At 57.6% G+C, this 25,599-nt stretch carries 22 protein-coding genes and 2 tRNA genes; 18 read left to right on the top strand and 6 right to left on the bottom strand.

Annotated features, from left to right (window positions below; translation table 11 throughout):
- Positions 1-3 precede the first annotated feature (3 nt).
- Both VWY34_RS04780 and VWY34_RS04775 read left to right on the top strand, forming a co-directional pair.
- Entirely contained in the window at positions 4-924 is a 921-nt protein-coding gene (locus VWY34_RS04780; protein WP_340546460.1) for an ABC transporter permease, read from the top strand.
- Entirely contained in the window at positions 921-2,237 is a 1,317-nt protein-coding gene (locus VWY34_RS04775) for an ABC transporter permease (RefSeq protein ID WP_340546461.1), read from the top strand. The genes VWY34_RS04780 and VWY34_RS04775 overlap by 4 nt, the downstream gene beginning before the upstream one ends.
- A gap of 174 nt (positions 2,238-2,411) precedes the next feature.
- Here VWY34_RS04775 and VWY34_RS04770 read toward each other — a convergent pair whose 3' ends face one another.
- Positions 2,412-5,822 (bottom strand): glycosyltransferase, encoded by a 3,411-nt coding sequence (locus VWY34_RS04770; protein WP_416544529.1) that lies wholly within the window; start codon positions 5,820-5,822, stop codon positions 2,412-2,414.
- A gap of 329 nt (positions 5,823-6,151) precedes the next feature.
- On the opposite strand from VWY34_RS04770, the gene VWY34_RS04765 reads away from it, so the two are divergent.
- On the top strand, positions 6,152-8,545 hold the full coding sequence (locus VWY34_RS04765; RefSeq protein ID WP_416544528.1) for a DUF3131 domain-containing protein: 2,394 nt from the start codon (positions 6,152-6,154) through the stop codon (positions 8,543-8,545).
- A gap of 26 nt (positions 8,546-8,571) precedes the next feature.
- Here the strand turns inward: VWY34_RS04765 and VWY34_RS04760 are convergent, their stop codons facing one another.
- Both VWY34_RS04760 and VWY34_RS04755 read right to left on the bottom strand, forming a co-directional pair.
- The gene (locus VWY34_RS04760) at positions 8,572-9,192 is read right to left on the bottom strand and encodes a hypothetical protein (protein WP_416544527.1); all 621 of its coding nucleotides are present in this window, start codon (positions 9,190-9,192) and stop codon (positions 8,572-8,574) included.
- A 1,111-nt stretch (positions 9,193-10,303) separates the two neighbouring features.
- Positions 10,304-10,378, bottom strand: a tRNA-Thr gene (locus tag VWY34_RS04755).
- A gap of 85 nt (positions 10,379-10,463) precedes the next feature.
- Here VWY34_RS04755 and VWY34_RS04750 point away from each other — a divergent pair.
- From VWY34_RS04750 to VWY34_RS04680, 15 genes are all read left to right on the top strand, one after another.
- Positions 10,464-10,643 carry a hypothetical protein gene (locus VWY34_RS04750; protein WP_340546465.1) on the top strand — a complete coding sequence of 60 codons (180 nt, stop codon included), beginning with the start codon at positions 10,464-10,466 and terminating at the stop codon, positions 10,641-10,643.
- Between the two features lie 6 nt (positions 10,644-10,649).
- Entirely contained in the window at positions 10,650-11,921 is a 1,272-nt protein-coding gene (gene murA, locus VWY34_RS04745; RefSeq protein ID WP_340546466.1) for a UDP-N-acetylglucosamine 1-carboxyvinyltransferase, read from the top strand.
- Complete coding sequence (locus tag VWY34_RS04740; RefSeq protein ID WP_416540874.1) at positions 11,921-12,397, top strand: DUF2948 family protein; 477 nt, start codon at positions 11,921-11,923, stop codon at positions 12,395-12,397. The genes murA and VWY34_RS04740 overlap by 1 nt, the downstream gene beginning before the upstream one ends.
- Positions 12,394-12,936 (top strand): GNAT family N-acetyltransferase, encoded by a 543-nt coding sequence (locus VWY34_RS04735; protein ID WP_416544526.1) that lies wholly within the window; start codon positions 12,394-12,396, stop codon positions 12,934-12,936. Before VWY34_RS04740 ends, VWY34_RS04735 begins: the two co-directional genes overlap by 4 nt.
- A gap of 69 nt (positions 12,937-13,005) precedes the next feature.
- Complete coding sequence (gene hisD, locus VWY34_RS04730; protein WP_416538302.1) at positions 13,006-14,307, top strand: histidinol dehydrogenase; 1,302 nt, start codon at positions 13,006-13,008, stop codon at positions 14,305-14,307.
- A 158-nt stretch (positions 14,308-14,465) separates the two neighbouring features.
- The gene (locus VWY34_RS04725; RefSeq protein WP_340546470.1) at positions 14,466-14,945 is read left to right on the top strand and encodes a UPF0262 family protein; all 480 of its coding nucleotides are present in this window, start codon (positions 14,466-14,468) and stop codon (positions 14,943-14,945) included.
- 3 nt (positions 14,946-14,948) lie between these two features.
- Positions 14,949-15,407 carry a low molecular weight phosphatase family protein gene (locus VWY34_RS04720; RefSeq protein WP_340546471.1) on the top strand — a complete coding sequence of 153 codons (459 nt, stop codon included), beginning with the start codon at positions 14,949-14,951 and terminating at the stop codon, positions 15,405-15,407.
- Positions 15,404-15,799: a ketosteroid isomerase-related protein gene (locus VWY34_RS04715; RefSeq protein WP_340546472.1), complete on the top strand. Its 396-nt coding sequence runs from the start codon at positions 15,404-15,406 to the stop codon at positions 15,797-15,799. The genes VWY34_RS04720 and VWY34_RS04715 overlap by 4 nt, the downstream gene beginning before the upstream one ends.
- Entirely contained in the window at positions 15,799-16,389 is a 591-nt protein-coding gene (locus tag VWY34_RS04710; protein ID WP_416544525.1) for a GNAT family N-acetyltransferase, read from the top strand. Before VWY34_RS04715 ends, VWY34_RS04710 begins: the two co-directional genes overlap by 1 nt.
- Positions 16,390-16,448: 59 nt before the next feature.
- Positions 16,449-17,327 carry a carbon-nitrogen hydrolase family protein gene (locus VWY34_RS04705; protein ID WP_416544524.1) on the top strand — a complete coding sequence of 293 codons (879 nt, stop codon included), beginning with the start codon at positions 16,449-16,451 and terminating at the stop codon, positions 17,325-17,327.
- 84 nt (positions 17,328-17,411) lie between these two features.
- Positions 17,412-17,630, top strand: a complete 219-nt coding sequence (gene infA, locus VWY34_RS04700; RefSeq protein ID WP_005978431.1) for a translation initiation factor IF-1 — start codon at positions 17,412-17,414, stop codon at positions 17,628-17,630.
- A gap of 175 nt (positions 17,631-17,805) precedes the next feature.
- Entirely contained in the window at positions 17,806-18,387 is a 582-nt protein-coding gene (locus VWY34_RS04695) for a Maf family protein (RefSeq protein ID WP_416544523.1), read from the top strand.
- Complete coding sequence (locus tag VWY34_RS04690; protein WP_416544522.1) at positions 18,384-19,406, top strand: ribonuclease E/G; 1,023 nt, start codon at positions 18,384-18,386, stop codon at positions 19,404-19,406. The genes VWY34_RS04695 and VWY34_RS04690 overlap by 4 nt, the downstream gene beginning before the upstream one ends.
- Positions 19,403-19,585: a DNA gyrase inhibitor YacG gene (locus VWY34_RS04685; protein WP_340546477.1), complete on the top strand. Its 183-nt coding sequence runs from the start codon at positions 19,403-19,405 to the stop codon at positions 19,583-19,585. The genes VWY34_RS04690 and VWY34_RS04685 overlap by 4 nt, the downstream gene beginning before the upstream one ends.
- 81 nt (positions 19,586-19,666) lie before the next feature.
- Positions 19,667-19,741: transfer RNA gene (locus tag VWY34_RS04680), tRNA-Phe, on the top strand.
- Between the two features lie 403 nt (positions 19,742-20,144).
- Here the strand turns inward: VWY34_RS04680 and VWY34_RS04675 are convergent.
- The 3 genes from VWY34_RS04675 to VWY34_RS04665 are packed head-to-tail and all read right to left on the bottom strand — an operon-like array spanning position 20,145 to position 25,499.
- Positions 20,145-23,528 carry an error-prone DNA polymerase gene (locus VWY34_RS04675; RefSeq protein WP_416544514.1) on the bottom strand — a complete coding sequence of 1,128 codons (3,384 nt, stop codon included), beginning with the start codon at positions 23,526-23,528 and terminating at the stop codon, positions 20,145-20,147.
- A complete protein-coding gene (locus tag VWY34_RS04670; RefSeq protein ID WP_416544513.1) occupies positions 23,525-25,003 on the bottom strand; it encodes a Y-family DNA polymerase in 1,479 nt (492 codons plus the stop codon). The genes VWY34_RS04675 and VWY34_RS04670 overlap by 4 nt, the downstream gene beginning before the upstream one ends.
- Positions 24,945-25,499 (bottom strand): ImuA family protein, encoded by a 555-nt coding sequence (locus VWY34_RS04665; RefSeq protein ID WP_340546480.1) that lies wholly within the window; start codon positions 25,497-25,499, stop codon positions 24,945-24,947. Before VWY34_RS04665 ends, VWY34_RS04670 begins: the two co-directional genes overlap by 59 nt.
- Positions 25,500-25,599: the final 100 nt, after the last annotated feature.

The following is a 25,599-nucleotide window of genomic DNA, read 5'->3' as shown; positions in this document are numbered from 1 at the left end:
ATCATGCCAAGATTCCTAAGGGAATTCTTTAATCGCAACGGCTACGGACTGGGTTCGTTGATGCTTGGTCTCGTCCTGTTTTGGACTATCGGCCTCATCATTCTGCCGCAGCTGTCGATGCTCGACTTTTCATTCCGACCGAACCTGCCTCCACCAGAGATCGGCGGGCCCAAGGACGTCTATACGCTGGAGAACTACAAATATCTGGTCTTTGGCCCCGAGGGCGGTAGCCAAGACTACAATGCAGTTGATCTGCGGGTATTCTTCCGCACGCTCGTCGCTGCGGTCTGTGTCACGGTGTTCAACCTGATCCTTTGCTATCCGATCGCCTATTATCTCGCGCAGACCAAGGGCAATCACATCCGTATTTTTGCCCTGATGCTGATCATCCCCTATTGGATCAATGAAATCCTACGGGCCTTTGCCCTGCGCATCATTTTCGGGGAAAGCGGTGTTCTGAACACGGCCCTCGTCGGGATGGGGGTTTTCGATACGCCGTTTGATTTCATTCGCAATGATATCGCGCTCTATGCAGGGCTTGGCTATGCCTACATCCTGTTGATGATCTTTCCGATCTATAACGTGATCGAAAGCTTGGATCGCAACCAGATCGAGGCCGCTCGAGACATGGGGGCCAGCTGGGCCAAGATCCACCAACGTGTTGTAATCCCCTATGCCAAACCAGGTATCAGCTCGGGGTGCACCATGGTGTTCATGCTCTCGGCGGGCGCTCTGGCGGCGCCGCAGATCCTGGGTGGCCCCTCGTCCTTGTGGTTCACGCAGTTGATCTACCAGCAGTTCAATGACAACTCCGACTGGCCGCAGGGTGCTGCCTATGCGGTGGTACTGCTTGTGACCTGTATCCTGTTGGTTCTGGCCGTCATGCGCCTGTTCAAGGTGAATATGGGAGATATCGGCAAATGAAGAATTTCTCCTTTCTGCGCCTGAGCGTCTGGTTCTATCTGGCGATATTCTTCGCCTATCTTCTGGGGCCGCTGGTGATCATGTCGGTCACCGCCTTCAACTCGCCGGGCTTTCCGCAAGCCACGCCATGGGAGTGCCTGACATTCGAATGGTTCTCTGCCCTGTTCCAGGACGAGCGCATTCTGAATGGCATCTGGAATTCTATTCTGGTGGGCGCGGGCACGGTGGTGCTGTCGGTGGCAATGGGTCTGGCGGGCGCTTTGATGCTAACGCAGATCTGGCCGAAGCTCCGGGCGACCTATTACACCGTCATCATCGCACCGATCCTGATACCGGGCGTGGTGATCGGTATTTCGACGCTGGTGTTCTGGGATCGTATCAACCGTATGGTTGGTCTGGGGGCGGATAGTTTCCTGTCCAATGGGCTGTTCTTGACCATCATCGGCCAATCCACCTTCATCGCCAGCTATTGTATGCTGGTGCTGGTGGCGCGTCTGCAGCGTTACGACATCGCGCTGACTGAGGCGGCGCTTGACCTCGGGGCGACCCATGCGCAGGCGTTCCGCAAGGTTCTGTTGCCATTCATGAAACCGGCAATTGCGTCGGCGGCGGTTCTTGCCTTCCTTGCTAGTTTTGAGAACTACAACACCACTACTTTCACCTTCGGCGAATACCCGACCCTGACAATCGAACTGGCGCAAAAGGTGCGCTACGGTATCACTCCGGCGATCTCTGCTCTGGCATTTATCATCGTTGTGCTGACGGTTTTTGCGGCGCTGTTCAACGAGGCAACAATCCGTCGGCGTGAGTTGGTCGCGGCGGCCCGCAAGGACGCGACGGTAGAAGAGCTGGAAAGTGGCCGGCTGCGGCTGCCGGGGTTCCTCAGTTCGAACTGGGCGGCTCTTGGGCTGGTTGGGGTTGCCTGCTTCACCATTGTGATTGTCGGCACGGCGACTGTTTACAGCCCAGCCCAATGTATCGCCGAAGTGAAGGAGCAGAAACGTCTGGAAACCGAGCTGCGTATTCAGGAATTACGTCAGCGCCGTGCCGAAGACGCTGCTCGCCGAGCAGCTGAAGAAGCAGAAAACGGGAGCTCTGATGCTGGAGGCGCAACATCTGAGCCATCTGGCAGCGGTGGTAATAGCTCTGGGTTTGGCGGGGTATTTGACCCCAATGCTCTGGGTGGCGGAGACAGCGCTGCCCCTGAAGGCGAAGACGAAAGCTCGGCACCGGCAAGCGGCGGAAACTCCGCCTTCGGTGGCGCGTTCGATCCCAATGCGCTCTCGGGTGAAAGCACGTCTGACGGCAACTGAGCAACTCTGCGTGTAAAACGACAAAGCCCTGCCCAAGGTTCTCTCTTGGGCAGGGCTTATTTCATGCCAGACCAGTCCAGGCTGGTGACAGATCAATCTGGTTCCTCGAGCCCGTGAGAGGGGTAGGCCGCGATTTGCCCGATCCCGCAGGCCGGTTGTCATGCGGTCCGCAGGTCAGCTGAGATGCGCCCGGGCTGCAACTGTTGGCCGGACCGGCGCCTGAACGGATCCAAATCGACGTAGTTTGTGCCACCCCGTCAACCGCCCTGTCAGGATCCGCCACAGCGAGCGATAGACATTGATGATCAGCAATTGGCGATAAATGAAGCGGTTCAACAACAACAGCAGCACCATGGCACGCGGGGTCGATGGCTCGGACCGTACGGCATAATCAGCCATGATCATTTCCAGCAGCGGTAGCGCAAGGAAAATGGCGAGCACGGCATAATCACGAACGGTGAAGGCGTCAAAGGTGGTGCCGTCAAAGCTGGACACGAACCGTACCAACATGAGCACCAGCAACAGGTCGATGATCGGGCCAAGAAGCGGCATGATCACTCCGAAGACAACCAGATCCGTAAGCCCGACCAAGCCGACAGCATGGCCCTGACGGATGGTGCCGCGATGTTTCCATGCGGATTGCAGGATCCCGATCGACCAGCGCATCCGCTGTTTCATCAGCGTTCCGACGGATGCGGGCGCCTCGGTGTAGGCATATGCACGCTCCGCGGCACGGACCTCATACCCCTTTTCCAGGAGTGAGATGGTCAGATCGGTGTCTTCTGCCAGCGTCTGGCTGCTGTAGTAGCCACATTTGCGCACAGCGTCGGTTCGCCAGGCGCCAAATGCACCGGGTACAACCATGATCGCATTGATCGTTTCATAGGCGCGGCGGTCGATGTTCTGGGCGACCGTATACTCAAGCTTTTCCAGCTTTGTCAGAAGGTTGTTAGAGTTGCCGACCATGATTTTGCCAGCCACTGCACCAACGTTGGGGTTGCGCAAGGGCTGCATCAGACGGCGGATAGCATCCGGCGCGACGATGGTATCGGCATCAATCGCAACGACAAAGTCGGTGGTGACATGCGAGAAGGCGAGATTGGATGCTTTCCACTTGCCGCCATTGGGCTGACGCAGGATCTGTACCTTCGGGTTGCCTTTGTAAGTCTTTGTCACCAGCTCATAGGTGGAGTCCGTCGACCCGTCATCCACCACCAGCACTGATAGGTTGGGGTAGTCTGACTCCAGCACGCTGTAGATCGTCTTCAGGATGCTATTCTCTTCGTTATAGGCTGGGATCACCACCGTCACCGGGGCGGAAAAATCACCTGTCCGGTGGCGTAGATCCATGCGGTCGGCACGGCGGGAACGGATCGCCATTATGAACAGGACAAGAGCGCGGATGACCCCGAGAAGCACTGCAAATGGAACCACAAATGCCACCCACGTGGCGCTGTTTCCCACACCTGTAAAGGCCAGCGCTTCGAAGGGTTCAAGGCTGGCGACCTGCCGCGTCTCGTAGGGGCTTCCAAACCCGGCCATTGCCTGTTCTAGCGTCAGAAACTGATAGCCGCGCGCTTTCAGCTCGGGCAGCAACAGGCGTAGGGCGCTGATGGTACTGCTGCGCGGACCTCCGCCATCGTGCATGAGCAGCACCTGACCGCTGCCGTCCAAGGCTCCCAGAGTGTAGTCTACCAGTTGCTTCGGGCTCAGGCTGCGCCAATCCGGTGGCACGATATCCGCACCCAGGAGGTGATAACGTTGATCGATAATGGTCTTCAGCCGCCGCGCCAGATCGCCCTCCAGCGGTCCGGGACCACGCATATAGGGCGCGCGGAAAACAACTGGTGTGCGGCCGGTCAGCCAGGAAAAGATCCTTGACTGCAAAGCCAGTTCAACCTGCACCCGCGCAGGGGACGCGCGATTGAGCTGCGGGTGAGAGAAGGTGTGCAGCCCGAAGTCGAATTCGGCTTCGGCGAGTGCGTTGACGACGTTCTTTTGCTCAAACATCTGATTGCCGACCATGAAGAACGTCGCAGGGACGTTGGCGGCATTCAGGATATCGAGGATCTCCTGCGTGTGGTCCTGCGACGGCCCGTCATCAAAGGTCAGGAGAATGGATTTGTCTGGCAAGACCCCGTAACGGTCCGCGATGACCGGCAAGGGCAGCGGATCGGTGATCGCATCGATGACCATGAGAGTTTCGGAATCGCGGGTCACGTGGCGACGGCCGACGACTTCGGTTTCGCTGAACCGCAGAAATGGGCCGGTGCCACGATACGAGACAAAGCTGTTCAGATCGATATCACGCAACGTGGCAAAGGCTTCGTCCGACAGGATATCTTCCTCGGCGAGCAGAGGCCAAATGGAGGGATCCTCTTGCCCCAGCCCCCAGATCGCAACACCGTCGATGCCAGCTTCTGCGACACTCAGCAACTGGCTGTAGTGGCTTACGGCATCCAGATACCAGATCATGTTTCGCTCGCCACCAGCGTCCATATAGGAGATCAGCCCGTGACCTTTTTCGGGTGCATAGCCCGCGAAGGCGCCATATTGGTCGGCCTGGGACATTGCATCTGCATAACTGATAAACTCCGGTGCACTCGTGCCAGTGGTCCAGTGCACACCACCAGCCGCGAGACCAATCACCAGTTTATCCTGAGGGATAGTGGTGCGCGCACGTTCGAGAACGGACTGGAACCAATCAAGCGGAGCTGGCGATTCTTCGTAGATCCCGAGACGGTAGCTGTTCTGAATGGCGGGCAGGATCACCCGCTCGGGCAATGCGCTGCCATAGGCAAGGGTTTCGATCTGGTCTGGCGCGATAACTGCACAGGTTTCCAGGTTTGCTGCCGCGAAGTCCCCTTTCACACCATCGAGATGGAGTAGAGCCTTTTGCAGGTTTTGCACCTCAAGCCGACGCATATCAAAACACAGACCGGACCACCCCTGCCGCGCCGCAAGCGCTGCGGTATTAGACCAGTGACCAGACGCCTCGCTGCTGAGCGCGCTGGCCTGCACATGGATCAGCGGCTGGATCGGACTATCGCCAAAAGGATTGGTCCGCACGACATAGGGCGTACTAAAATCCTGATTGCCGGACTGCAACCAGTCGACACCTTTGTCGCTGATGATCAGCCATTCGGGGACAAACACATTGATCGTGTTGCAGGTCCGTTGAACGGAGTTGGAAACGTCTTCGAGGTCCGCCGTTACAAAAGCGTATACTTTCGAGGGGTTATTGCTCGCACTGCGTGCCGTGCCTGTTTGGGTTTCGCAGGAACTGCCGCCCGCAATATCCGCGCTGGCGTAATCGCGGTCGAGCTGATCATTGCCCCCATCGCCTTCCAGATTGTCACTCTGCGGCAGGAAACGGCGCCAATCTTGGCTGATGTTATCCGCAGGCGCGCTGTTCTGAAACAATGGTCGCGCCAATTTGAACTCGGTGATCACATTCTGTGTCACGGCAATGATCATCGCCGCCGCCAGGGCGAGCGCAATCACAAACAACAGGACCGCCAGAAACGGCCGGGTTGCGTTGCCAGCTTTGAAGATCTGCTTCTCCGCGTCGGTCGAAAGAGCCATCTCGGCCGGCAGAATCTCAGTCGGAAATGTCTTGTGACGACGCGTTGAAGCAGCAGGAGCCTTTGCTCTGCTTTTCTTTGGACCTGGCGTCGGCCGATTATCAGTCGTCGTGTACATCACTTGCCAACCCGTTCAAATAACGTGTTACTTTTTCAATTACTCGTTTGGGGGGCAGGCGATTTTCGCCAGTCGTGCTTTCGCGCGAACCATTTCGATTCCGCGTCCGCTAATTAAGTTTTTAACAAAGTCCTAACGATAATTCAAGATGGGCATCGCGGCTCGTTCAAGTTATGGTAAACAGCGCCGAAACCAGAAAGTTGGACAGGGTAATGCGGTGGAAACGTCGTGAGTTTCTGGGGTTGGCCTCAGGTGGCCTGATAGGTGCAGCATGGCCGGCTGAAGCGCAGACAGATCACGCAGAGGGAATTCGGGCGTTTTCCATACTGCTGACAGGTGTGCATCCATCCCTGCCCGAGAACGCACTTGGCTCGCTGATCTTTGCGTTCCTGTCGCAAGGCGTTGCTTTGGCGGTTGAAGTTGAGTTCGATGACTTCGCCAGACACAGCCCGGATGCCGTTCATCCGGTCTTGTCGATGCTGAGTGACACGGCATCCAAAAACCGGACATTCGTCGAGATTGTCCCTGCCACGCGCGATCTCATGCAGAAGACGGGATATTTCAAGGCACGAGCACTCTGGAGCCTGCGATCACAGATTGATCGGCTTTTGCCGGGATCGATGGCGGCGGCGGCCCAGCCTGCGCATTTTTCGACCGTGTCCACAAATGGGGTGGAGGGCGACCTGAGGCAGGATGGCTTGCGGACCGGAGGGTGCACGACCGTGATATACGATGCGGTTGCTAATGCCGAACGCGAGGCGCTGCTTGGGCCGGCCGCAGTTCTGATGTTACCGCTTAAGGCGCGTCTTGATCTGAGATCAGCCCAGAAGAAGATGACATCCGGGCTTTTCTCCCAATTGGGGGACGGGACGGTGCTGGCCATTGATGTGGCGGAACTGCCGATTGATCCGGCACGCGCTTATGAGGTCGGTCAACGTATCGCCGCGAGTGTCAATCGCGCGCGTCTTTCAGGGTATCTTCTGTCGGTCCTGCCGCGAGAACTTTACAAACGGTGTTGTGCTTTCCTGCCAAACCACTCCCGGCACTATGTCATTCTGCCCGAGTTCCCTGAGAGTGGGGAAGGCTATGACGCGTTACTGGGCCAGGCGCGGGCACGTCTCGGCGTTGACTGTGTGACTCTGGTGCGCGGCGGGGAGCGTCGCGCGGATGGCGCTTTGTTGTTGGAGACCCGTGACGGGGAGCAGCGCCGTCTGGGAGCGCCGGGCCTGGGGCCTGACGGCGAACCGGTTGAAGGCCCGCTGTTCCTTGCCGATGAGGTTGCGCCGCAGCGGGGAGACGTGCGGCATCCGGATGCTGTCTTCGTTCATAAGGTTGACGCTGTTGGCAAGCTCGCCGCCAAGATTCCGGCCGCGAATGGGATCTGCCTTAATTATCCTACAGGAATTGTTGACCCGGCGCATGAGTTGCTGCTGGAGGCGCGCGAGGCACTGCGCAGTACTGATTTGGCGCCGGAGCCGCCTGTGTTTAATGAGGCCATGATGGCCGACGCACAACTGGCCTACAGCTATCTGGAACAGGCAGAGATGAGCGCCACCGGGTTGGCGCTGACCGTCAGGAAGCAGATTAACGGTAAGTCTTTCAACAACTATGAAATTACGATGTGGGATGTCGGCAGCCTGATACTGGGGCTGCTCGCCGCAATTGATCTGGATCTGGCGCCCGCTGACAAGATCTATCGCCGCATCAAGAAGATCATGGCATCCCTGCCGGTGATCACTGACGGGGACATGGCCTATCCGCCTACGCTGATCAATGTGCGGGATGCGTCTATCGAACGCCGCGGCTTTGATGCCTGTGATTTTGCACGCCTGAGCAGTGCCGTGACCCGGGCCGCGAAACATGCGGCGCTTGCGGAGGCGTCGTCTCAGCTAATGAAGAAATGGGAAATTGCGGGCCTTATGCAGGGTGGTGTGCTGAAGAATATTCTGAAGACACGAATCCAGTCGTCGTATCTGTCGCATTGCGCCCACTATCAGACGCGTATTCTGCCGTTGCTGGGTCAGACTGATACGCGATCTCCTTATCGCGAGGCCTTCGTCGGGGATACCGTCGCCGACAGAACGGTCAGTCTACTCTATACGGTGGATCAGATTGGTATTCTGCCCTCCGAACCGCTGCTGCTGGAATATGTCGAGTTGGGGCCCTCGGCGGAATGCGCGGTCCTCACCGATATCTTCCTTGGGGCGATGAAGCATCACTATGATCAGACCGGGCAATTGCTGGCGCCATCAGAGACCCCAATCGATACAGCGCCCTGGTTTGTCTATCAGGGGTTCGATCTTGGCCATGAAACGCGATGGAATGTCAGTTATCGAAAGGGGCGCGATGTGCTCTTTGAGCCTGTGGCGACCAGCCCCTACGGGATCTTTTCAACCAAAGCGGCTTATCTGTGGTATGCGGTGCGGCCATGCGCGTTCAGCCTGAAGATGCTGGAAACCGCACAGAGCCGCGCCCGAATTGATGGTTTTGGCATGAGCAGTGGCCTGTTCCTTGACGGCTATGGGCAAATGGCAAACCATGCTGACCTTAACACCAATGGGATCGTCCTGCAGGCGCTTGCGCATCTGAAGCGCCGCGCCCGCTAGGGTTAGCGAATTGGATCGCGACCAAGTTAACTCACCGGGCGGAAGACCTGACAGCCGCTGGCCGAGATTTCGCCCTGTGCAACAGGATAGCCGCGCCGTGGGTTGAGGCGGATGGGCTGCATCCCCGTCAATCGGTTCATGCAGCGTTCGGTGTCGCGGACAGAGTTTCGCTTGCCCCCGATGTAGATGTCGAGCCAGGGGCGGCCATTCTTGCCGGTATGGCAGGGACCATTTTGTGGCTGGTGCCCGTCGCCACATACATCTTCTACGATTGCGTATTTGCGCAGGCGCTCGATGTAAAACCGTGTGCCTGCCGGGAAGTCCAACGTCTGGCGCCCGCGCCGAATGGCATGTCCCACCGCGATGGTAATTGGGTCATTATAAGTGCCGGTTCCGCCGGCCTGGCGCCGCAGGACCGGGCGCGCAATGGCGGCACTGCCGGGGGGAGTGTTATCCCAATAGCTGTAGCCGGTAAGATACCCTTCGAATCTCACCTCGGTGCCACGTTTGACGAATTCGTCCAGCTGACTCTTGATATTGTTGTTGATGCTTTGCGCCGGGAGCATTCCGGCAGAAGCGCTCATCATGGTCAGTGCAGCGGCAGCCACTGCAGTTTTTCGAATAATAGAGTTCCAGATCGTCGACATGACGTGTTCCTTGTCGAGGGCAGCCTCGTGCTATCGCGGCTGATAGGGAGATCAGCACGCTGGTTTTGGTACAACTCACCCGGCGCACCGACTGCATGTCGATGCGTTCCAGGCGGCCGGGTTCGGTATTGCCCTGTCGGCAGTTATTGGTGTCGTGTGGTGGCCCGCGAACTGGCGTTCCCGGCAGGGGTGCAAAACGATGACGCGTCCATTTCGTTGGTCCCGTTCCGCAGCGCCTCACGACTGAAGCAAAGCGGATACACCAGATACGGTGTCGTACTCAAAGTGAGCCCACCGGTTTTGGCGGGAACCTTCCAATGGATAAGCGGATTTCAGGCAGCATCGATTTTGGCGGCCACTTGATTTTTTTAAGAGTTTGGAGTCGCGGCGCGGCACCATCGTCGTTTCCAGCGCGGCCTGAGGCAGAGCGCCAACGTCGGCTCGGCTAGATGCGATAGATCGCTCAAGCTGTGTCTCAACGAAAACACGCTGTCTCTGCACGCGCTGAATGTGGGGAGGACCCGGGAAAGTTGGACGCTTGCCTGTATGATCTGCCCTGCGAGCTGTCGGTTGAAAAACCGTAGCCTTGGCCCGCATTTTTCACTTTGGTCCAAACAGACTGGATCGACCCCATACCGCTTGGCACCAGCCGGCACGATGCCCGGCCTTGTCCTGGTCGGCGGGCCGTCGTGTTGCACTTGATTTGTCATTCAACCCTCCTGTTCCGGGTGCTGCTGCGGCGCCGCGCCCCGCTTAGCTCGCGGGATTGCGGTCCTTGGCAATGAGAATGACGGCTGAAAATTAAAATCAGCCTTAACCAGAGTGATTCGCGCATCGCAATCTGTAGACAATTTGATTCAACGGCGGTTAACCGCTGACAGTCTCGAGCAGCGGTCGGCGTTGTTGCTGCAATGGCAACGAATCGGAGTTCGAATGCTCAGGATCGATTCGGTCTCGAGGGGCGTTGTGCTCGATCGGTGGGCTGTCGGCGGACAATCTGTGGGAGAAGCTCTGCAATCGCGAAGGATCCCTGCATACGGAGGGGGTAGCGGCCGAGAATGGCGGCTTCAGATATGCTGTTAAGCATATAAACTTGCGATGTTCTGGAAACTGGTGCTGCTGGAGAGAATCGAACTCTCGACCTCTCCCTTACCAAGGGAGTGCTCTACCTCTGAGCTACAGCAGCGCCGGTGAGGGGGCTTTTAGGCATAAACGAAGTGGGGTGCAAGAGCATTCTGGACGGTTTTTTCACACTCCGGTACAGAAGATCTATGGCAGAGAAGAAAACAGTAAAAAGCGGCGGGTCAGCGCCCACACGCGAAGACCGGTTGAAGGCCGCATTGAAGGCGAATATGGGCCGTCGGAAGGCTCAGGCCAAGGCGCGTGCGGTAAAAGACGACAGTATCGAACGCAGGGCCGACGACCTCTCAACAGGCAGTTCCAAGGAGTAAGGGCAGATGGATTCGATTTTGGTGACCGGGAATGGCCCGCTCAAGGGGCAGATTCCCATCGCGGGTGCAAAAAACGCCTGTCTCACGCTGATGCCGGCAACCATGCTGAGCGAGGAGCCGCTGACGCTGACAAATGCGCCGCGACTTTCGGATATTCGCACCATGACGACCTTGTTGCAGTCGCTGGGAGCCGAGGTGTCGACGCTGCAGGATGGCCAAGTGCTGGCGATGTCCAGCCATGACATCAACAATCATACCGCAGACTACGATATCGTGCGTAAAATGCGGGCGTCGATTCTGGTTCTGGGGCCAATGTTGGCACGCGATGGTCATGCGGTTGTCTCGCTGCCTGGTGGCTGTGCCATTGGGGCGCGTCCGGTAGATCTGCACCTGAAAGCGCTGGAAGCGCTAGGGGCAGAGCTGGAACTGAAAGACGGTTACGTCCATGCCAAGGCGCCGATGGGCGGCTTGAAAGGTGGCACTATCGATTTCCCCTTGGTTTCAGTCGGCGCGACCGAAAATGCCCTGATGGCCGCGACTTTGGCCAAAGGCACCACCGTGATCAACAACGCGGCGCGGGAGCCTGAAATCGTCGACCTGGCGCAGTGCTTGCGCAAGATGGGTGCTCAGATCGAAGGTGAAGGCACCTCGACGATCACAATTCAGGGCGTGGATCGTCTGCACGGCGCCACCCATCCGGTTGTTACCGACCGGATCGAGCTGGGCACCTATATGCTGGCGCCAGCGATCTGCGGTGGTGAGGTTGAGCTGCTCGGCGGAAAACGGTCCTTGATCGAGGCGTTCTGTGATAAGTTGGAGGCCGCCGGCGTCGAGATCACCGAGAATGAGAACAGCCTGACCGTGCGCCGCGGCAGTAACCGCGTTCAGGCCGTGGATGTCGTGACCGAACCGTTCCCCGGTTTTCCGACCGATCTTCAGGCGCAGATGATGGCCCTGATGTGCACGGCCGAGGGAACCAGCGTTCTGGAAGAGAAGATCTTTGAGAACAGGTTTATGCATGCGCCGGAGCTGATGCGCATGGGCGCGAAGATCGACGTGCATGGTGGCCATGCTACCGTGACCGGCGTCGAAAAACTGAAAGGAGCACCGGTGATGGCCACCGATCTGCGTGCCTCGGTTTCCCTGATCCTTGCCGGCCTCGCGGCAGAGGGTGAAACCAAGGTTAGTCGGGTCTATCATCTGGACCGCGGCTACGAGCATGTGGTGCGGAAGTTGTCGTCGGTCGGTGCCAAGATCGAACGGATCCAGGAGCAGTGATGTCAGATGCCAGTTTCGACGATGGGCGCGAAGCGCCGCTGAATCTTGGTGCCCTGGGTCCCGACGATCTGCAGGTCATCGCCTCGCTCGCACAGGATGCGGTGTTTCCGGTGACGGAAATCAGCTGGCGCCCGACCGAACGGCGTTTTGCCCTGCTGCTGAACCGGTTCCGCTGGGAGGACAAGGACGCCGCTGAAAGGCGCGGGCGCCCTTATGAACGGGTGCAGAGTGTACTGGTGGTCGATCAGGTGCTGTCTGTGGCGTCGCAAGGGGTGGATCGCAAAGAGCGCGATCTTATCCTGTCTCTCCTATCGCTGAGTTTTGAGCCTGGCACCGACGGTGACGGGCATATTGTCCTGACGCTTGCCGGTGATGGGGCCATCCGTCTGGCTGTCGAGGCGATCGAGGTGACCTTGCGCGATGTGACGCGTCCCTATCAGGCGCCGTCGGGTCGGGCACCGCAGCACGAGACATGATGTTGCGCCGACTGGTCAAGGCTGATCTTGCGGATCTTCGTGCCCTGTGGCGCGAGGGGCTGACAGAGTTTCCTGCGTCATTTCTGATGACCGTGGAAGAAGCCGACAGCATTCCGGATGCGGCTCTGATCAGCGGCTTCGAGAGCGGCGCCTATTGGGGCGCGTTTGCCGAGGAACGGTTGGTGGGTTTTGCCGTGCTACGGCAGGGGGGATTGTCACGCATTTCCCATACCGCCGATCTGGGGCCTTTCTATATCTCACGTGCCTATCAAGGTCAGGGGATGGCCCGAGCCCTATTGACGCAAATTCTGGGTCACACGCGCGAGATTGGATTGACCCAGGTCGAGCTTTGCGTGGATCAGGAAAACAAGAAAGCGCAAAGGCTCTATCAGCAGGCCGGTTTTCGCCCATTCGGTCTTCGCCCCCGTTCGGTGATGTTGGGAAGTGAGCCCCGACATGATGTGCTGATGCTATGTCCGCTGGATGATACTCTGCCGCCGGACATGATATCGCAACTGGCGCGGCGGGTGCTGCGCTGACATCAACGCAAGCAATCATCTTGAGACTGAGGGCTGGGGGCTATATTGCAGGCGCAAAGGAGAGCCATGATGCCCGTTTTTCTAAACGCGTCCGACGCTGATTTCGAAAAGGCCTTTACCGCGCTTCTGGGCGCGAAACGTGAAGACAGTCCCGATGTGGATGCTGTGGTTGCCGATATTATCGCAGATGTCCGCGCCCGTGGCGATGCCGCGCTGATTGAGCTGACCGCAAAATTCGACCGGTTGCAGCTGACAGCCGATCAGCTGCGAATCTCTGATGCCGAAATTGACGCGGCTGTGCAGGCGGTCTCTGGCGAGGAACGTGCAGCGCTTGAGCTGGCGGTCGATCGAATTCGCGCCTATCACGCACGGCAGATGCCTGCGGATGATGCGTGGCAGGATGATACTGGCGCGTCATTGGGGTGGCGCTGGTCGGCGGTATCGGCCGCAGGTCTTTATGTGCCGGGGGGGCTGGCGAGTTATCCGTCCTCTGTGCTGATGAATGCGGTTCCGGCGAAGGTTGCCGGTGTTGAACGGCTCGCGGTTGTGGTTCCGACGCCGGATGGGCAGATCAACCCTTTGGTTCTGCTGGCGGCGCGGTTGGCGGGCGTCGATGAAATCTACCGTATCGGTGGTGCGCAGGCGATTGCGGCCCTTGCCTATGGAACCGAGAGCATCGCCCCTGTCGACAAAATCACCGGCCCCGGAAACGCATTTGTTGCTGCGGCAAAACGGCGCGTTTTCGGGAAGGTAGGCATCGACATGATTGCAGGGCCGTCCGAGATCCTGGTGATTGCGGACAAGGACAACGACCCAGACTGGATCGCGCTGGATCTGCTGAGTCAGGCTGAGCATGACGAAAGTGCGCAGTCGATCCTGATCACCGATGACGAAGGATTTGGGCGGGCCGTGGCGGAAGCGGTCGAGCAACGATTGAAGACGTTGGAGCGTGCCGCCATCGCTGGCCCCAGCTGGCGCGACTATGGTGCCGTGATTACCGTGCCGGATCTTGCGGAGGCAGCGCGGCTTTCGAACCGCATCGCGCCCGAGCATCTTGAACTCTGTGTTGCTGATCCGCGCGCGCTCAGCGAAAAGACCATTCATGCCGGGGCGATCTTCCTTGGCCAATATACGCCCGAAGCCATCGGTGATTATATCGGTGGACCGAACCACGTGTTGCCAACGGCGCGATCTGCACGGTTCTCATCTGGCCTGTCAGTCATGGATTTTCTGAAGCGCACGACGCTGAGTGAGATCACGCCTGAGGCGCTGCGGGCTATCGGACCTGCGGCCGAGACACTTGCGAAAAGCGAAAGCCTGCAGGCCCATGGTCTGTCTATCCGCGCCCGGCTGGATCGGTTGAATCGGTAATGCAACGGCGAAGGCCGTGACGAATTGCGGGGCGGCCTTCAGATGCGAGACTGTCCCAAGAGACACATCCTTGCTGCACATCGTGCCCCCCGGATTGCTGTTGCTGCGGCCATCGGCTAGTCAGTTATCTGTATGACCCGCGCACAGAGATCTGACCCATGAGCCGCATCAGCCAAATTGACCTTGATGACAGTAACTTGCCGCCGCCGACGCCCGAGATTGAGCAGGAGCGACGAGTCGCCATTTTCGACCTGATCGAGGACAACAGCTTTGCCCTGCCTGCGCGCGGCGAGCGCGAGGTGCCAGAAGGTCCCTATCATCTAGGTCTTGCGATCCGGGATAAGCGGTTGGTGTTTGATGTGGCGTCCGAAGCCGGGGAGAAAGCGGCGGAATTCCATCTGTCACTGTCGCCGTTCCGTCAGGTCGTCAAAGATTACTATCAGATCTGCGAGAGCTATTTCACAGCTGTTAAGACCCTGCCGCCCAGTCAGATCGAGACGATCGACATGGCCCGCCGAGGTATCCATAACGAAGGCAGCCGCGTTCTTCAGGAACGTCTGGAAGGGAAGGCCGAGATTGATACGGATACGGCGCGCCGCCTCTTCACGCTGATTTGCGTTCTGCATTTTGGGGGCTGAAGCGTGAGCGAGTTGCCACAGTCGATTTTGTTCTGCTGTGACCACAACGCGGTCCGTTCCCCTATGGCCGAGGGGATCATGAAGCAATTTTATGGCTCTGGCACCTATGTGCAGTCGGTCGGTGTCAAGAATGATATGGAAATCGACGGTTTCTGCATCGCGGTCTGCCAGGAGATCGGCGTTGAATTGTCGCGTCATCGCTCGCGGTCGTTTGACGAAATGGAGCAATGGGGCGACGACCTGTCGTCTTTTGATCTAGTCGTGGCTTTGTCGCCTGCCAGCCAGAGACGGGCCCTGGAACTCACCCGGTTTTTTCACCTCGATGTCGAATATTGGCCAATTATGGACCCAACTGGACTGGGGGAAACCCGGGATGCCAAGCTAGACAGCTACAGGCAAACCCGATCCCAGATCATCCAGCGCCTGACTGAGCGCTGGGGCAACCCGTTGGAGACAAAATGAACCGCACCGTCACCCGATATTTTGAAGCATTCAACGCCAAAGATACCGAAGCCATGCTGTCGTGTCTTTCCGATGACGTGGCCCACCACGTGAACGAAGGCAAAATCCGCACCGGTAAGGCGTTGTTTGCCGAGTTTTGCGCCCATATGAGCCGCTGCTACGACGAAAACCTCACCGATATGGTGATTTTCGATAATGAAGACGGTACCCGGGCGGCTGCCGAATACATCGTGAACGGCGTCTACCTCGAAACCGATGCAGGTCTGCCCGAAGCGCATCGGCAAAGCTACCGCCTTCCCGCCGGGTCGTTCTTCGATCTGAAGGACGGCAAGATCATCCGCGTGACGACATATTACAACCTGGCGGATTGGACGGCGCAGGTCTCTGGCTGATGGACCTTCAATTGGAGGTTTTGCGTGGCGCGGCCTTGGCTGAAGCGATTGATGACATCGCCCGCCTTCGCATAGCTGTCTTTCGCGATTGGCCTTATCTCTATGATGGCGATTTGGCCTACGAACGCAGTTATCTGCAAAGCTATCTGGACAGCGACCGGTCTATCGTAATTGGGGCATGGGATGGCGAGGCGCTTGTTGGTGCTTCGACCGGCGCACCTCTCGCGGATCACGCCGAGGATTTTGCCGCTGCGTTCGACGGAACCGGCTTGGCGCTGACGGATGTTTTCTACTGCGCCGAATCCGTGCTGTTGCCACAGTATCGCGGGCGCGGGCTTGGGCGCAGTTTCTTTGATATGCGGGAGGCCCATGCCCGAAATCTCGGCTTTTGCGTATCCGCGTTTTGCAGCGTTCAACGTCCGGGCGACCATCCCGCCAGGCCCGAGGTGTACAATGATCTACACAGTTTCTGGCACAAACGTGGATACTCCCCCATGCCGGGTGTGGTGGCTCGTTTTTCGTGGCGTGACGTGGGAGATGTGGAGGAAACCCGAAAACCGCTTCAATTCTGGTCACGCAGCTTGACCTGAGCGGTCTCGTGCAGCTCAGCTCTTCTCAGCCGTTCGATGTCAAACGACAGGAAAATCTTATGAAAATCGCCACTGCTGCCTATCCGCTCGATTGGTTTGATGACTGGTCCGAATATGATGCCAAAATCACCCATTGGGTAAAAGAAGCGGCTGAACAGGGAGCAGAGCTGCTGGTGTTTCCCGAATATGGCGCGATGGAGCTGTCCACGCTCGATGGTGCCGAGGTTGCCGGAAATCTGGAACAATCCCTACATGCGGTTTCCAGCCGGATGCCTGAAGTCGATGCCTTGCACCTGCGTCTCGCCGCGCAATTCGGAGTGCATATTCTTGGGGCATCGGCGCCCGTATTTGATGGCCGGGATCGTCCGGTTAATCGTGCGACCCTATATGCCCCGAACGGCAGGAAGGGCGTTCAAGACAAGCAGATCATGACCATGTTTGAGCGTGATCCATGGGAGGTGGTCGGTGGCGGCCCACTCAAAGTGTTTGACACCGAACTGGGCAAGATCGGCATCCTCATCTGCTACGATAGTGAATTTCCGCTTTTGGGACGGGCGCTTGCAGATGTGGATCTATTGTTGGTGCCGTCCTGCACGGAGGCACTGGCGGGCTATTGGCGGGTCCGCATCGGCGCCATGGCCCGCGCGCTCGAAAATCAGTGCGTCTCGGTGATGTCGTCTATCGTAGGCCCTGCGGAATGGTCAGAGGCCGTGGATCAGAATACCGGAACGGGTGGCATATTTGGACCGCCTGATACCGGCTTCCCCGCGACTGGTGTCTTGGCCGAGGGCATATTGAACAAGCCGGGCTGGACCTATGCCGACATTGATCTTGAGGCGATTGCCCATGTGCGCCGCAATGGCGTTGTACGCAACCGCACGCATTGGGACGAAAGGGCAGAACCTGAGAAATCGGTCACAATATGTCAGCTGCGGTGATTGCGCCCTTGAAAATCTGGGAAAAAGCGCTCATTTAAGCGCACGTCCCGCAGACTCGCGGGAAACCGCAATTATGGAGATAACATGGCCAAGGAAGATACGCTCGAATTTCCCGGTGTCGTGAAGGAACTCCTGCCCAATGCGACGTTTCGGGTCGAGCTGGAAAACGGCCATGAGATCATCGCACATACGGCAGGCAAGATGCGCAAGAACCGCATCCGTGTTCTGGCTGGCGACAAGGTACAGGTTGAAATGACCCCATACGACCTGACTAAGGGACGGATCAACTACCGCTTCAAGTAAGCGTGGCGATCCCTCATATGAACAAAGCCCGGCCTTCGAGCCGGGCTTTTGTTTTGGGTGCAGCTCGCAGCGTGCTGGGTTGGGCTTTCCCCGGTCCGGCAGAGCCAGTAAGACAAGTCTGAAGTGCCTGGCGGCTTTCGCCCGCGGGTTAGAAACACGAACAAGAGGTCCGGACATGGCATTCATTCTGGGATCAGGCAGCCCGCGTCGATTGGAACTGCTGGCTCAGCTGGGAATCACCCCGGATGCGGTCTGCCCACCCGATATAGATGAGACACCCAAGAGGGGAGAATTGCCGCGTCTTTATTGCGCGCGTATTGCCCGGCAGAAAGCCGAGGCGCTCGTTGCCAACCCAGAGGATGTGGTTCTCTGTGCGGACACCACAGTAGCGTTGGGGCGCAGGATCTTGGGCAAACCGTCCGATGCCGGGGAAGCTGCGGAATTTCTTCTGGCGCTTTCTGGACGTCGTCATCAGGTGATTACCTCGGTTGCGGTGCGCCGCGGCGATCGCATTTGGGCGCGTGATGTTGTCAGTGCCGTGAAGATGAAACGCCTCTCGGATGAGGATCTGAATGCCTATCTTGCGACCGGTGATTGGCAGGGCAAGGCGGGCGCCTATGCAATTCAAGGCCCAGCAGGAGCGTTGATCCCTTGGATCAACGGATCCTTCACTGGAATCGTCGGTCTGCCATTGGCCGAAACCGCCGCCCTGTTGCGCGGCGCAGGCTGGACACAGAGTAAGGAGACAGCAGCATGAAGGGACGGACAATTGTGCTCGACCATATCGATGGTCGCGAGGCCGCGGCGCTCATGGTGGATGGCCAGCTTGAGGATCTGCTGATTGACAGCGACGCACCGACACCGGGTACGATTTACCGGGCCCGAGCAGATCGCCCCGTCAAGGGGCAGGGCGGAATGTTCCTGACCACACCGGACGGGCCTGCTTTTTTGCGTCAGGTCAAGGGGTTGGCGCCCGGTCAGGAGTTGCTGGTGCAGCTGACAGGATACGCCGAAGCTGGCAAGGCCTTGCCAGTCTCCCAAAAACTCCTGTTCAAGAGCCGCTACGCGATCGTCACGCCTGAGGCTCCTGGCCTTAATATTTCCCGCTCGATCCGCGACGAGGATGAGCGGGACCGCCTTTTGGAAATCGCCCACGATGCGATGGGGGATCACGGCTATGGCCTGATCCTGCGCTCCGCCTGTCATGGCGCTGACGGGGAGGAGATTGAAGAAGATATCCTCGCCATGGTGGCGCTGGCCTCCCAGGTCATGGAGGATTCCGGTAGCGGACCAGAAGTATTGGCGGAGGGGGACACCCCGCATCTTCTTGCATGGCGTGACTGGACCGATCCGGCAGGTATCGAGCGCGATCCCGGTGGATTTGAACGTCTGGGCGTATTGGATGCACTGGAAACGGTTCGGGGCATTCGCGAACCTCTCAGCGGGGGTGCCTTTCTTTTTATCGAACAGACCCGCGCGCTGATCGCTGTCGACGTAAACACCGGCAGCGACACATCGCTTGCAGCTGGCGTGAAAGCCAATATGGCCTGCGCAAAATCCCTGGCCCGGGCGCTGCGGTTGCGCGGTCTCGGCGGGCAGATCGTTATTGATCCGGCTCCTATGCCCAAGAAAGATCGTCGCGCTTTTGAAACCGCGTTGCGGGCCAGTTTTCGCAATGACAGCGAAGACACCGTTCTGGTGGGCTGGACCACGCTTGGCCACTTTGAACTGCAACGTAAGCGAGGCCGTATTCCGCTGGCGGAGGTGCTTGCATGAGTTGCCCGATCTGTGACGGAGAAACCTCCAGCGATTATCGGCCCTTCTGTTCACGCCGCTGCGCGGATATTGACCTTGCGAAGTGGTTCAACGGCGCCTATGCGACCCCGAGCGCGGACCCGGAAGATATTGAAAACGCTTTGGAAGAAGTCGAAAAACACCGAGAAACCAAACATTAGCGATTTTCTTTGAAAAAGCCTCTGGACACGGTCACGCCCACGTCATAGAAGGCCCACACCCAAGGCGATAAGCCTTCCCGTGCCCGGGTAGCTCAGGGGTAGAGCAGTGGATTGAAAATCCTCGTGTCGGTGGTTCGATTCCGCCCCCGGGCACCATTGTATAAGTATAAATCAATGATTTAAGTTGAGATGCGCTACGCTCCTACCAATCTGCTGGCTAGCTGGGTGCCAACTGCCGCTCCTGCATCTTCTTGATCGTCGTTAGTCGTGCGCACGCCTCGCGAGCAAACTCAATCCGAGTCACTCTCCTTCTTGAATAGCTCCTCTCGCGCTTGGATGTCATCGTTACTGAACTCCGTGAAAAGCGACAAAGACATCGCGCTTGTTACTTTCGCTTGCACGGCGTCCCAATCGTCAGATGGGTCATGCTCGATGTACTTCGAGATACCTTTTGTACTTCGATGCGCACTGACGTCGATCGCTCTCGGCTGGTCGCAAAGTGATAGGGTGTTGGAAAGCCGAAACGCATGAGTTGTGGTAGAAAAGGCGATACTGCGGTTCAATGAAAGTCCCGGCTTGGAAAGAGCCTCTTGGCTTGATCCCTTGGATGCATTGCGCGGGCTGGATAGCGGGTGCGTTTCGGGGTGTCGTCCGCACGTGGCCCCTCGGATTGAATTGCACTGTCTAGCGGGTGGCCTAGCTCCGATAGCCTCGCAGATTCGTCCTCGATATTCTGGGCGATGACATGCACCACAGCACCTTCTCGTTGAAGGTAGCCTGTTACGCGCAACAATCTCCCCCCCATGACAGTGCGGCGAAAACGTTCGTATATCCTGTTCCAAACCACCACATTGCAAACGCCGGTCTCATCCTCAAGGGTCAGAAATGTCACGCCTGAAGCGGTGCCCGGTCGTTGCCTCGTAATGACCAGGCCGCATACGCAGACTGGCTGTAATGGCGCGGTTATCAGCTGGTCGTGGCAGATCAGGCCGGGTAGAGCCGGACGCAGAAGTTCCATCGGATGCGCGCGTAAGCTCAGGCGCATTGAGACATAGTCTTCGACGACTTCTTCCCCCAGATGCATCCGCGGCAGCATGACGTCCGGCTCGGTGATGGCTTCTCCGTCGAACTGATCGTTGAACAGCGGAAGCTGTGCAGGAGTTCGGATTGATTTTACTTGCCAGAGCGCCTCTCGGCGCGGGACCCCCATAGACGAGAAGGCATCCGCCTCAGCCAGACGCTCCAGGGCTGCAGGGGCAAGCCCCGCGCGCAGCCAGAGGTGCTCAGGATCTATATACCCGTTTCCGCGCGCAGCAATGATCCAGCCTGCGTCGTCTTCCTTGAAACCTTTGATCTGACGAAACCCTAGACGCAGGGCCAATGTTCCATCCGGGCGGCGTTCAAGCGTGTTGTCCCATTCGGAGCAGTTTACACAGATCGGCCGGACTTCGATACCATGATCACGTAGATCCCGGATGATCTGTGCTGGAGCATAAAAGCCCATCGGCTGAGAATTGAGCAAGGCACAGGCAAAAATTGCCGGGTGGTGACATTTCAGCCAAGCTGAGACATAGGCCAGCATGGCAAAGGCTGCAGCGTGGCTTTCGGGAAATCCATAGTCCGCAAAGCCTTCTATCTGTCCGAAGCACCGTTCGGCAATGTCTTGGCTATAGCCGTTCCTCAGCATTCCAGCGATGAATTTGTCGCGATACTTTCCAATTGTTCCCATGCGCCTAAAGGAGGCAAGAGAACGGCGCAGGTGGTCAGCTTCTTCTGCAGAAAAACCCGCACCGACAACAGCGATCTGCAAAGCCTGCTCCTGAAACAGAGGCACGCCCATTGTGCGCTTGGTTACCTGTTCCAGAGCAGGTCCGAAGGGATCCGGGTTTTCCAAACCGTTTCGCCTGCGAATATAAGGTTTCACCATATCTCCCTGTATCGGACCCGGGCGGACGATCGCGACTTCGATAACCAGATCGTAGAATTTGCGGGGCCGCATCCGGGGCAGAAAATTCATCTGTGCCCGGCTTTCTACCTGAAAGACCCCCACCGCATCTGCGGCACAGAGCATATCGTAGGTTGCCTCATCTTTTTGGGGGACGGTTGCGATGCTGTGCGTTATGTTCTCGTGTTGCTGCATCAAGGCAAAGGCTTTTTTAATGCAGGTGAGCATACCCAATCCCAGCACATCTACTTTCAGAATGCGCAGGGCATCAATATCATCCTTGTCCCAGCAGATGACGGTACGATCTTCCATTGCGGCATTCTCAATCGGGGCAAGTTCGTCCAGCCGTCCACTGGTGATGACAAACCCGCCCACATGTTGAGAAAGATGACGTGGAAAGCCGATGATCTCGCCGATCCGTTGTATCGTCTGCATCAGGCGGCGGTCTTCTAGATTGAGCCCAAGTTCACGAATGCGATCCAGATCCACATTGCCATTGCTCATGCCCCATATCTGTCCGGACAGGCCTGCAGTTACATCCTGGCTGAGGCCCATAACCTTGCCGACCTCGCGAATGGCAGCGCGCGTGCGAAAGTGGATGACGGTTGCGCAAAGCCCAGCACGATGGCGACCGTATTTCTGGTAAATCCACTGGATGATTTCTTCACGCCGTTCGTGTTCGAAATCAACGTCGATATCCGGTGGCTCTCCCCGATGCTTCGACACGAAACGCTCAAAAACCATCGCAATCATATCGGGGCTGACATCCGTAATGCCCAAGAGATAGCAAAGGATTGAATTGGCAGCAGACCCGCGTCCCTGGCAGAGGATCCCCTTGGATTTGGCAAATTGCACGATGTCATGAACGGTCAGAAAATAGGCTGAAAACTCCAGTTCTTTGACAACAGAAAGCTCTTTCTCCATCAGCTGAATTGCCCTGTCCGGAGGACCATCTGGGTAGCGACGTTTCAAGCCTTCCTGAACCAGGCGTTCCAAACGGGCCTGTGCTGTTTCACCGTCCGCCTCTTCATGTGGGTATTCATAGGAGAGTTCACCCAGATCAAAATTACATCTATTGGCAATCTCCAACGTGCGGCGGAGCGCTGCAGGGTGATCACGAAATATACGTGCCATATCGGCGCCCGCTTTGAGCCGGCGTTCTCCATTTGGCAAGGCGCGGGTGCCGATCTCATCGATGGTGATATTCTCGCGCATGCAGGTCAAAACATCAGCAAGCTGCCTGCGATTGGCACGGTGCATCAGGACATCTCCGATCGCCACCATTGGAGCGCATGTTTTTTGCGCTGTCTGGGCGCAGGCCGCGAGATAAGCCTGATCGCTTCCATCATAGCGCGGCGCGGCCCCCAAGAAGACATGGTGCGGAAACTGCCGCCCCATTCGTTGAATATCCAGGACAGCATCGTTCAATGATCCCTTTGGCAAGGCGATCAGGATCATGGCCTGGCAGGCATTGATGACGTCTTCAGTGTAGAGAATACATTTACCTTTTTCCGCACGCCGTTTCCCGAGGGTGAGCAATCTTGCCAACTTACTATAGGCGGTTCGGTTGCATGGTAGGGCCAGCCAATCCACTGCGCTGTCCTGCAAGATGAGACGGCATCCGACAATCAACTTGGGAAGGACCGGTGCTATCGGCTTGGGAATGGCAGATGCGTGGCCTATCTCTTGCCGAGAGGAGGAATCGATCCGCTGGTGGGACCGGATTTTCAAGGCATCCTGTGTTTCCCGTGTCAGCTCCTTTAGCGCACTCCAGGCCCGGACAACCCCCGCAAGCGAGTTGTGATCTGTTATTGCCAGCGCTGACAGTCCCAATTCGGCAGCTCGCGCAACCAGTTCTTCGGGATGGGAGGCCCCGGTCAGAAAGGTGAAATTTGTGGTGACACACAGTTCGGCATAATCTTGCTTTTGCAGTCGTCGATCCGGCAGATCTTTCTGAAACACCTCAACCTGCCGATGCCTGTGGTTGACCTCAATCATGCGAATTCCCCCTGAACGTACCAGCCGGGGTTCTGAGGCGTATAAAACAGCCAGAGCCGTCGCCCCTGCGTGGTTTCCACCCGCCAATAATCACGCAAGCCAGACCGCCAGTTGTCGTCATCAAACCACCATTCGGGGGTGATGCGCTCCGGTCCGGTGGCCCTGCCTGTGGTCAATGACATGCGTCGCCAGCGGAAATGGGTCGGCGGATAAGATCCGCCCCCTGCAATCGGTTCTGGGTGAAACAGGCAGAGTGGGCGTGGGTTCCTGCAAACCCAACCGCTGGCGGCGGTTGAATAGGCCGCAGGTGATGTAATGAAGCTACGTTCCGGAATATGGCTGTCGGCGGGAAGAAAACGCTGAATGTTTTCAAGACCGATCCGTGTCCCGAGCCGCGTAATCAGATCGTCCAGCCGGTCGTCGCTGTCAGTGGCAACGTGAGTCATCTGCTGCGCGGGCAGAGCCTCGGTCTGTGTCGCTTCGAGACGCAGCTGATCTATGCCAAAGCCAGCGTCAATTTCAGACAGTCCCTTTTCGAACAGGGGGAGAATCCGGAGTGGATCGCGCAAGGGGCGGGCCAGACGCAATTCCACTTCTTGGTGTCCCTGATCCACTCGCCGCAGTGTTACGACAAACACACGGGCGCCCATCTCATGGGTTTTCAAGGTTGCACAGAGTCGTGTCAGCAGTCTTTTCGTGCCAGCCATGACATCATCTATCAGGCCGATAGGCTCTGGCAATGTCATGCGGACACCGTAATGGGGCGGTGCGGCCAAAGGTGTGATTTCTTCAACTTGCTGCCCTAAGGCCTGATCCAGCCTCATCACTACGTTTGGTCCAAAACGGCGTGTCAGCGGGGCACGGGGCGTTGTCGCAAGATCCCCGATTTTGCGCAGCCCCAATCTGATCAGAGCGGTTGTTGTCTTCTCATCCAGCCGCAGAGCGGCAACGGGAAGGTCCTTAAGGGCTGGCAACATAGCCCCTGGTGCAGCCTGTCCCTCGCCGAAATGTGCCAGCGCCCAGGCTGCTCCGCGTGTGTCGGCCAGTCCGATCTGTGCCGATAGGCCCGCCCGTGTCAGACCTGTGCGGATATCACTCAACATATTGTCCTCTCCTCCAAAAAGGTGAGAAGAGCCACTGATATCAAGAACGAGGCCGTCCCGGCCTTCTAACCCTACCCAAGGGCAATACCGGGTGGCCCATCGGCGCAGGGTCAGCAAGAATTGCTGATCCCGGTAGAGATCCGCAGGGGCTGTTTGTAGTTTTGGACAAAATGCGCGGGCGTCTGAGTGGGACATACCCTGGTGCAAGCCTTGCTGCGCGGCTTCCGTATTGAGGCAATACAGCCGATTTGCATTGCTGTGTTTGATGGTCAGCGCAAAAGGGCCGGACAGCGGGTACTGCCGAAGAAACCGGTCACTCGCTAACCGGTGAAACCATATCGACACGACGCGACGTGCGATTCCATCGAACATGCCAAGATCCAACTGTTCCCGATTTGTTCTTAATAAGACTCCAGTGAAAATGAGTCGAGTCCTGTGCATGAAATAGAGGTCGACAGCGCCAGCGGCTTTCGGCGGCATTGCTGCCCATCCCTTCAGGGATAAGGCAAAGCCCGGTGCTGTTTCCTGTCTTCGCCGCGAGTTGCAGACGCCGCCCGGCAGTAAGGCTGAGAGGTTTGCTGATGTCGATCGCGACCAATGCGACAGCGCGCTCCCGCAACGCCTCCTCGGCACTGGCAAGCCCATCGGTCTGATGCGTCACATTTGCAACCAGCATCTGAGAGGGATCTGCAAATTCACCTAGCCCCATAGGGTTGATATATTCTGGACGGTGGCTTTCACGTATCCAAAGCGTGGGTCCGCAGGTCTGGGCCATCAAAGCTGCAAGAAACCCAAAACTGCCAGGACCGCAGACTTCATGTACGCGTCCGCGCTTGAGTGGAAAATATGGGAGCGTTGAAGTGGTCATGATCGATTTATACCGTGTCACATCGCCCTGCAAAAGTGGCTGCCCTGACAACAGCACAGACCGCACGACAAACCAGTCGAGGGCAAAGGGCCAATTCTGA

Origin of the sequence: Phaeobacter sp. JH20_02 (assembly GCF_048056915.1) — a bacterium.
Lineage (GTDB): Bacteria > Pseudomonadota > Alphaproteobacteria > Rhodobacterales > Rhodobacteraceae > Phaeobacter > Phaeobacter bryozoorum.
Note: the sequence above shows the minus strand (reverse complement) of the source record. Positions and strands in the feature narration are given on the sequence as shown.

Excerpts from the sequence above, each read along its gene's own strand:
- VWY34_RS04780 (WP_340546460.1), top strand. The coding sequence starts at position 4 with ATGCCAAGATTCCTAAGGGAATTCTTTAATCGCAACGGCTACGGACTG.
- VWY34_RS04775 (WP_340546461.1), top strand. The coding sequence starts at position 921 with ATGAAGAATTTCTCCTTTCTGCGCCTGAGCGTCTGGTTCTATCTGGCG.
- VWY34_RS04770 (WP_416544529.1), bottom strand. The coding sequence starts at position 5,822 with ATGGCTCTTTCGACCGACGCGGAGAAGCAGATCTTCAAAGCTGGCAAC.
- VWY34_RS04765 (WP_416544528.1), top strand. The coding sequence starts at position 6,152 with ATGCGGTGGAAACGTCGTGAGTTTCTGGGGTTGGCCTCAGGTGGCCTG.
- VWY34_RS04760 (WP_416544527.1), bottom strand. The coding sequence starts at position 9,192 with ATGTCGACGATCTGGAACTCTATTATTCGAAAAACTGCAGTGGCTGCC.
- VWY34_RS04750 (WP_340546465.1), top strand. The coding sequence starts at position 10,464 with ATGGCAGAGAAGAAAACAGTAAAAAGCGGCGGGTCAGCGCCCACACGC.
- murA (WP_340546466.1), top strand. The coding sequence starts at position 10,650 with ATGGATTCGATTTTGGTGACCGGGAATGGCCCGCTCAAGGGGCAGATT.
- VWY34_RS04740 (WP_416540874.1), top strand. The coding sequence starts at position 11,921 with ATGTCAGATGCCAGTTTCGACGATGGGCGCGAAGCGCCGCTGAATCTT.
- VWY34_RS04735 (WP_416544526.1), top strand. The coding sequence starts at position 12,394 with ATGATGTTGCGCCGACTGGTCAAGGCTGATCTTGCGGATCTTCGTGCC.
- hisD (WP_416538302.1), top strand. The coding sequence starts at position 13,006 with ATGCCCGTTTTTCTAAACGCGTCCGACGCTGATTTCGAAAAGGCCTTT.
- VWY34_RS04725 (WP_340546470.1), top strand. The coding sequence starts at position 14,466 with ATGAGCCGCATCAGCCAAATTGACCTTGATGACAGTAACTTGCCGCCG.
- VWY34_RS04715 (WP_340546472.1), top strand. The coding sequence starts at position 15,404 with ATGAACCGCACCGTCACCCGATATTTTGAAGCATTCAACGCCAAAGAT.
- VWY34_RS04710 (WP_416544525.1), top strand. The coding sequence starts at position 15,799 with ATGGACCTTCAATTGGAGGTTTTGCGTGGCGCGGCCTTGGCTGAAGCG.
- VWY34_RS04705 (WP_416544524.1), top strand. The coding sequence starts at position 16,449 with ATGAAAATCGCCACTGCTGCCTATCCGCTCGATTGGTTTGATGACTGG.
- infA (WP_005978431.1), top strand. The coding sequence starts at position 17,412 with ATGGCCAAGGAAGATACGCTCGAATTTCCCGGTGTCGTGAAGGAACTC.
- VWY34_RS04695 (WP_416544523.1), top strand. The coding sequence starts at position 17,806 with ATGGCATTCATTCTGGGATCAGGCAGCCCGCGTCGATTGGAACTGCTG.
- VWY34_RS04690 (WP_416544522.1), top strand. The coding sequence starts at position 18,384 with ATGAAGGGACGGACAATTGTGCTCGACCATATCGATGGTCGCGAGGCC.
- VWY34_RS04685 (WP_340546477.1), top strand. The coding sequence starts at position 19,403 with ATGAGTTGCCCGATCTGTGACGGAGAAACCTCCAGCGATTATCGGCCC.
- VWY34_RS04675 (WP_416544514.1), bottom strand. The coding sequence starts at position 23,528 with ATGATTGAGGTCAACCACAGGCATCGGCAGGTTGAGGTGTTTCAGAAA.
- VWY34_RS04670 (WP_416544513.1), bottom strand. The coding sequence starts at position 25,003 with ATGTTCGATGGAATCGCACGTCGCGTCGTGTCGATATGGTTTCACCGG.
- VWY34_RS04665 (WP_340546480.1), bottom strand. The coding sequence starts at position 25,499 with ATGACCACTTCAACGCTCCCATATTTTCCACTCAAGCGCGGACGCGTA.